The sequence below is a fragment of the Streptomyces sp. NPDC060028 genome (assembly GCF_042736725.1).
GTDB lineage: Bacteria > Actinomycetota > Actinomycetes > Streptomycetales > Streptomycetaceae > Streptomyces.
Genome location: NZ_JBHWVJ010000077.1, coordinates 28,384 through 34,921 on the forward strand (window position 1 = coordinate 28,384; position 6,538 = coordinate 34,921).

At 74.9% G+C, this 6,538-nt stretch carries 8 protein-coding genes; 6 read left to right on the plus strand and 2 right to left on the minus strand.

Annotated elements, in window-relative coordinates:
* Positions 1-168: 168 nt before the first annotated feature.
* The 4 genes from ACFWBF_RS29290 to ACFWBF_RS29305 all read left to right on the plus strand — a co-directional run bounded on the left by ACFWBF_RS29290 (position 169) and on the right by ACFWBF_RS29305 (position 2,591).
* Positions 169-561, plus strand: a complete 393-nt coding sequence (locus ACFWBF_RS29290) for a hypothetical protein (protein ID WP_385607173.1) — start codon at positions 169-171, stop codon at positions 559-561.
* A 66-nt stretch (positions 562-627) separates the two neighbouring features.
* On the plus strand, positions 628-1,287 hold the full coding sequence (locus ACFWBF_RS29295; protein ID WP_385607175.1) for a DUF3105 domain-containing protein: 660 nt from the start codon (positions 628-630) through the stop codon (positions 1,285-1,287).
* The gene (locus tag ACFWBF_RS29300) at positions 1,284-2,000 is read left to right on the plus strand and encodes a DUF305 domain-containing protein (RefSeq protein ID WP_385607177.1); all 717 of its coding nucleotides are present in this window, start codon (positions 1,284-1,286) and stop codon (positions 1,998-2,000) included. The genes ACFWBF_RS29295 and ACFWBF_RS29300 overlap by 4 nt, the downstream gene beginning before the upstream one ends.
* A gap of 171 nt (positions 2,001-2,171) precedes the next feature.
* Positions 2,172-2,591, plus strand: a complete 420-nt coding sequence (locus ACFWBF_RS29305; protein WP_385607179.1) for a CBS domain-containing protein — start codon at positions 2,172-2,174, stop codon at positions 2,589-2,591.
* On the opposite strand, the gene ACFWBF_RS29310 is transcribed toward ACFWBF_RS29305, so the two are convergent.
* Together ACFWBF_RS29310 and ACFWBF_RS29315 are read right to left on the minus strand one after the other, a co-directional pair.
* The gene (locus ACFWBF_RS29310; RefSeq protein WP_385607181.1) at positions 2,576-3,502 is read right to left on the minus strand and encodes an alpha/beta fold hydrolase; all 927 of its coding nucleotides are present in this window, start codon (positions 3,500-3,502) and stop codon (positions 2,576-2,578) included. The genes ACFWBF_RS29305 and ACFWBF_RS29310 overlap by 16 nt on opposite strands.
* On the minus strand, positions 3,499-4,203 hold the full coding sequence (locus tag ACFWBF_RS29315; RefSeq protein WP_385607183.1) for a DUF998 domain-containing protein: 705 nt from the start codon (positions 4,201-4,203) through the stop codon (positions 3,499-3,501). The genes ACFWBF_RS29310 and ACFWBF_RS29315 overlap by 4 nt, the downstream gene beginning before the upstream one ends.
* Positions 4,204-4,274: 71 nt before the next feature.
* Here ACFWBF_RS29315 and ACFWBF_RS29320 point away from each other — a divergent pair, with 71 nt between their 5' ends.
* Entirely contained in the window at positions 4,275-4,760 is a 486-nt protein-coding gene (locus ACFWBF_RS29320; protein ID WP_385607185.1) for a hypothetical protein, read from the plus strand.
* A gap of 90 nt (positions 4,761-4,850) precedes the next feature.
* A complete protein-coding gene (locus tag ACFWBF_RS29325) occupies positions 4,851-6,488 on the plus strand; it encodes a multicopper oxidase family protein (protein WP_385607187.1) in 1,638 nt (545 codons plus the stop codon).
* Positions 6,489-6,538 lie beyond the last annotated feature (50 nt).

A 6,538-nucleotide genomic window follows, 5' to 3' on the forward strand; every position in this document is an offset into this window, starting at 1 on the left:
CATCCTCGCAGTTCAGGCGGCCTGTGCACCACTGTCCCGGGGCTCGGGGGCACAGTCGGGCCGGCCCAGTATCGCCAGCGGTGGTTTCCGCCACATTACGCACCCCTCAAACCTCGTGGCACCCCCGCACTGACCTTGGGCCCGTCATGAGCATTACCATCGGCGCCCATGGGGGGCTGGGAGCAGGCCGAGGAGGTGCGCCACAGGCGTGCCACGGCTCGGCGTGCCGTTCCCCTGACGGGCCTCGGGCTGACGGCCCTCGGGCTGACGGCTCTTGGGGTGCTGCTCCTCGCCGCCGCGTTCCTGTGCGCCCGCCCGGGCGAGGCCCGTACGGATACGGCCGGGACGCACGCCGTCTGCGTGTCGCCGTACGACCTGCCCGGCTGCGGCCCCCACGCGCACGCGACCCCCGGCGTGCTGCCCGTCCCGCCTCCCGCCGTGGGCGTGGCGGGGACCGGCCCCGCACCGGCCGCCCGCCCCGCGCCCGCGGGGCGCGGCCGCCCGAGCGGGGCCCTCGCGCGCGCCCCCGACCTGTACGCCCTCCAAGTCCTGCGGACCTGACGGGTCCGGCGTCGCCGTCACACCTCTCCTCGAACCCCTCACCTCAGCAGAAGGAAACAGGGCACTATGGGCAGCCAGTCCAGCAGGAATGCAGACAACAACTCCCGTCAGTCGCGCATAGCCGAGATGCGCCGCGCCGACCAGTCACGCGACCGGCGCAACAAGGCCGTCGCGATCACCGTCTCGGCGGCCGTCGTCGCCGGACTCATCGGCTTCGGTGCGTGGGTGATGATCGACCAGCGGGACAAGAAGGACGCCGAGGCGGCGGCCCGCACGGCCCCGGTCAACGGCGAGCAGACCTGGGACGCCAAGAAGCTGGGCCGCAACCACGTCGAGACCCCCGTGAAGTACGAGATGAACCCGCCCGTCGGCGGGGACCACAGCCCCCGCTGGATGAACTGCAACGGCGACGTCTACAAGAACCCGATCCCCGAGGTGAACGCCGTGCACGCGCTGGAGCACGGCGCGGTCTGGGTGACGTACAACGAGAAGGCCGCCAAGGCCGACGTCGACAAGCTCGCCGGGACGGTGGGCAAGACTCCGTACACGCTGATGAGCCCGGACAAGGAGCAGGCCGGCGCGATCATGCTCAGCGCCTGGGGCAAGCAGCTGACCGTGGACAACGCGGCGGACCCCCGCGTGGCGCAGTTCTTCACCAAGTACGTGCAGGGCCCGCAGACCCCCGAGCCCGGCGCGGCCTGCACGAACGGGCTGGCCGAGAAGTGAGCCGTACGTACTGGGCCGCGGGCGCGGCCGTCGGCGCCGCGCTGCTGTTCGCCGTGGGGGCCACGGTCGCCACCGCGAGCGGCGGCGGCAGCGGCGCGGGTGGTTCCGGTACGTCGTCCCGCGCCCCGGGGCTCTACTCGCCGGACGCCGGCTTCGCCCGGGACATGGCGGTGCACCACCAGCAGGCGGTGGAGATGTCCTTCATCGTGCGCGACCGCACCAAGGACGAGGCGGTACGCGGCCTCGCGTACGACATCGCCAACACCCAGGCCAATCAGCGCGGCATGCTGCTGGGCTGGCTGGACCTGTGGGGGCTGCCGAAGGTGCTGGCCGACGAGCCGCCGATGTCCTGGATGGCGACCGGGGACGAGCACGCCGGACACGGGGACGGACACGGGGAGGGACACGGGAGCGGGGGCGGGGGCGGCACCGGGGCGCAGGGTGCCAGGCCCGGCGCGCTGATGCCCGGCATGGCCACCAAGGAGGAGCTCGCCCGGCTCGCCACCCTGGACGGCGGGGAGGCGGAGGTGTTCTACCTCCAGCTGATGACCGACCACCACAAGGGCGGCGTCGCCATGGCCCAGGGCTGCGCCACCCAGTGCGAGACCCCGGCGGAGCGGGCGCTGGCGCAGGGCATGGTGGCGGCGCAGCAGTCGGAGCTCACCCTGATGGCCGACATGCTGACCCAGCGCGGGGCGGCGCCGCGCGCCTGACCTGGCCGGACACCCGGGAACACGCCCGTACGGTCACCGGTGACGGTCACCCGTACGGGCGTGCGTTCGCCCGTCTGGAGTCGCGTGCGCCGAATGGCGCAACGACGATGGAGGCGCCGGGGCCGGCGCATCCGCGCCCGGTCGCCACGGCGCGTTCAGGAGGTTGACTCGATGACCACCGCCGGAGACATCATGCACCCCGGGGCCCAGTGGATCCCCGCCACCGAGACCCTGGACCGGGCCGCTCAGCTGATGAGCCGGCTCAATGTGGGCGCGCTGCCCATCAGCGACTCCACCGAACGGCTCTGCGGCATCCTGACCGACCGCGACATCGTGGTGGGCTGCGTGGCCAAGGGGCACGACCCGTCGAAGATCACGGCCGGTGAGATGGCCAAGGGCACCCCGCGCTGGATCGACGCGGACGCGGGCGTGGACGAGGTGCTGGAGGAGATGCAGAGCCACCAGATCCGCAGGCTCCCGGTGATCAAGGACAAGCGGCTGGTCGGCATGATCAGCGAGTCGGACCTGGCCCGGCACCTCTCGGAGGAGCAGATAGCGGGCTGGGCGGAGAAGGTCTACGCGAAGGGCTGACCCGGCCCCGTTCCAGGCCCAGGCCCCATCCCAGGGCCAGGACCCGGCCACTCGCGAGGCCCGGCTGCTGCTTCGAGGACCGCCCGTGCCACCTGGTGCGGGCGGTCCAGCATCACCAGGTGCCCCGCGGGCTCGGCGACCTCGAAGCGGGCGCCGAGCAGGTCGGCCAGGCCGGCCTGGCGGGCGAGCCAGCGCAGGGCGGAGCCGCGCGCGGAGCCGTCGTACCCGGCGAGGACGGTGGCGGGGACGGTCAGCGGGTGGGTCCGGCGCAGGCCCAGCACCTCGGCGGCCACGTCGAGGTAGCGGGAGTTCTCCAGCAGGGCCCCGCGCCAGACCCGGCCGGTGCGGTAGCAGCGGCGTACGAGGTCCCGCGCGGCCGGGTCGGCGCCGCCGGTGCGGGAGACCCGTACGGTGGCCCGCCGGGCCAGTGGTCCCAGCGCGGCCGGCAGCCCGGCGGCGGTCACCGCCCGGCCGGCCGCGCGGGCGGCGCCGGTGCGCAGCCCCGGGGGCAGCAGGACGCGCGGGGCCTCCTCCACGCTGCCGTCGACCAGCACCACGGCGGCGGTGCGCTCCGGGTACAGGCGGGCGAAGGCCTCGGCGTGGAACCCGGCGATGGAGTGCCCGGCCAGGGTCACCGGGCCGGGCAAGCCCAGCGCGTCCAGCAGCCCGGCGATCCGGTCGGCCTCCCCGGCGGCGCTCGGCGCCACGGCGGCCGGGCCGCTGAGGCCGTGTCCGGGGCGGTCGAAGCGGACGACGGTACGGCCCTCGGCGACGAGCAGCGCGGCGACGCGGTCCCAGTCGAACCAGGCCATGGCGAGCCCGGCACTGAGCACGGCCACCGGCCCCCGGCCCTCGACGACCACGTGCAGCGGGACCCCGCCCAGCCGGACGAACCCGCTCTCGGCCCTCACGTGCGGCGCTCCTTGTGCACGGAGTACGCGAGCAGCGCCAGCCACATCGCCACGAACAGCACCTGGAGCCGCTGTCCGGCGCCCAGCGCCCAGGTGCCGCGCCCGGCGGTGAAGAGTGCGATGGCGGACAGGGTCCAGGCGGTGGCGAGCAGTTCGAGGGCGACGAGCGCGGGGCCGTGGCGGGCGAGCGGGGCGAACCAGCCGTAGCGGCGGGCGGCGACCGTGAGGGCCACTATCCCGACGAGCGCGCCGGTCATGGCGAGGCTGCTGCTGACGGCGTGGGCCTGGTGGGTGGCGGGGACCAGTCCGGCGGTCTCCCGGGCGGCGCATTCGGGGTCCGCGGTGGGCGTGCAGCTCAGCGGCAGCCAGGCGTCGGCGGCGGTGGCCGCGCCGAAGAGGGTGACGCCGGCCCAGCCGGCGACGGCCCAGGGGCGGCGGGACTCGGCGCGCCGGACCAGTCTGAGCAGGGCCAGCGCGCCGCCGAGGAAGGCGAGGAGTCCGGCGGTGAAGTCGGTGGCCCGGAAGAGGCCGCCGAGCGGCTGGTCCTGGGCGGCGAGCTCACTGACGTACGTCTCGATGGGGTTGAGGCCGGTGGAGAGCACGACTTCGAGCACCCACGCGGTGTAGGCGGCGGCGCCGAGGCCGATGAGGACGGCAACCGGGGCACTGCCGTCGCGCGTTGTGCTGGACACAGTGGACATAGTGCGACTAATCCTAAACACGGCGGGGCCGCTCCTACGATCGGATACCCACCCCGGGTAGGGTTTCCCGCATGACGCGCCCCGCCCTGCGTACCGTGCGACGAGCTGTCCGGTGGCCCCGGCCGCTGCTGCTCGCCGCGCTGTTGCTGGGCATCGTGACCATGCACACGCTGGGTCACCCGGCGCAGGGGCACGCCATGGAGGACGCGCCCGCGGGCCATTCCGTTGCCCGGACCGCCGCCGCCGCCGCGCATGCGCCGGACCACGGCCAGGGTGCTTCCGGCACCCCCGGCACCCCCGGCACCGCCGCGGACGACACGACCGCCGGGGCACTCCTGTCCGGCATCGGCAACGGCCTCGGCACCGGCATGGACCCCATGTCGGTCTGTCTCGCCGTATTGGCCGCGCTCATCCTGCTGATCCTCGGAGCCGGACTGGCCGGCCCGCGCCGTGCCGCGCCGCTCGGGGGCGCGGCCCGCGCGCCGGGCCGGTCCGGCGGTCCCGACCCGCCGCCGCCCCGCGAACTCCTCACCCGGCTGGCGGTGCTGCGCGTATAGGACGGGTCCCGCTGCCGCCCCCGCATGCCCGCGGGGCGGCGGCAGACGGCGCCCGCCTGCCCGCACCACACAGTCACGAGGTGCTCCACCATGCGCTCGTTCCGCGCTCCCCACCACACCCCGCCCGCTCTGCCCACCCGCCGCGCCGTCCTCGGTGCCGCCGCGGCCGTCGCCGGGTCCGGGCTGCTCGCCGCGTGCTCCGGCGGCTCCGGCACGGCCGGCATGGACCACGGCTCCATGGACCACGGCGGGGCTCCCGCCGCGCCCGGCGGCTACGTCGACCCGGCCGGCCCCGAGGTACGGGCCGCCGAGGCCGCCCGCCGGGCCACCGGCCCGCTCACCGAGGTCCGGCTCACGGCCACCGCCACCGCGCTCGACCTCGGCGGCGGGTTGTCCGTCCGCTCGTGGGCGTACGGGGACAGGCTCCCCGGCCAGGAGGTACGGGCCACCGCGGGCGGGACCCTCGCCCTGACCCTGGCCAACCACCTCCCCGAGCCCACCTCCCTGCACTGGCACGGCCTGGCGCTGCGCAACGACATGGACGGGGCCCCGGGGCTGACCCGGCCGGACATCGCCCCGGGCGGCTCCTTCACGTACCGCTTCGCCGTCCCGCACCCGGGGACGTACTGGTTCCACCCGCACTCCGGGGTCCAGCAGGACCGCGGGCTGTACGCCCCGCTGATCGTCGAGGACCCGAAGGAGCCGCTCTCCTACGACAAGGAGTGGGTGGTGGTCCTGGACGACTGGCTCGACGGGGTCGACGGCTCCACCCCGGACGCCGTGCTCGCCGAGCTCCGCAAGGGCATGGGCGCGGGCATGGGCACGGGTTCGGGTGCGGGCGGCCACGCCGGGCACGGCTCCCGCCCCGCCCCCGCCCCGGGCGCCGGCGGCAGCCCCTCGCGCGTCCTCATGGGCGCGGACAGCGACGTCCTCGGCAAGGACGCGGGCGACGTCGCGTACCCCCACTACCTCGTCAACGGCCGCACCCCCGAGGACCCTTCGGTCTTCACCGCCCGCCCCGGCGAGCGGATCCGACTGCGGATCGTCAACGCGGGCGGGGACACCGCCTTCCGCGTCGCGCTGGGCGGACACGAGCTGACGGTCACCCACACCGACGGCTACCCGGTGGAGCACGTCACCGCCCGCTCCCTGCTCCTGGGCATGGGCGAGCGGTACGACGTCCTGGTCACCGCCGGGGACGGGGTGTTCCCGCTCACCGCGCTCGCGGAGGGCAAGGGCCGATCGGCGCTCGCGCTGCTGCGCACCGGTTCGGGTACGGCGCCCACCGCCGCGACCCGGCCCGCCGAGCTGTCCGGGCGGCCGCTGACGGCGGAGGGGCTGAAGGCCGCCGAACCGGTGGCGCTCGCCGCGCGCGAGCCGGACCGTACGGTGAGGATCAGGCTGACCGGCGGGATGGCCGCGTACGACTGGGCCTTCGACGGCAAGCCGTACGCGGCGGACCGGCGGCTCGCGGTGAAGGCGGGCGAGCGGGTCCGGCTGGAGTTCACCAACTCCACGGCGATGTGGCACCCGTTGCACCTGCACGGGCACACCTTCGCCCTCGGCCCGGGGTCCGCAGGCGCCCGCAAGGACACCGCGGTGATCCTGCCGACCCGTACCCTCACGGCGGACTTCGACGCCGACAACCCCGGGCTGTGGATGCTGCACTGCCACAACGTGTACCACTCGGCGGCCGGAATGATGACGGTCCTCGGCTACCAGCGCTAGTGTCCTGCGCCAGTAGTTGATCGTTAGTTGCTGTGTGACTTCTGCTGCTG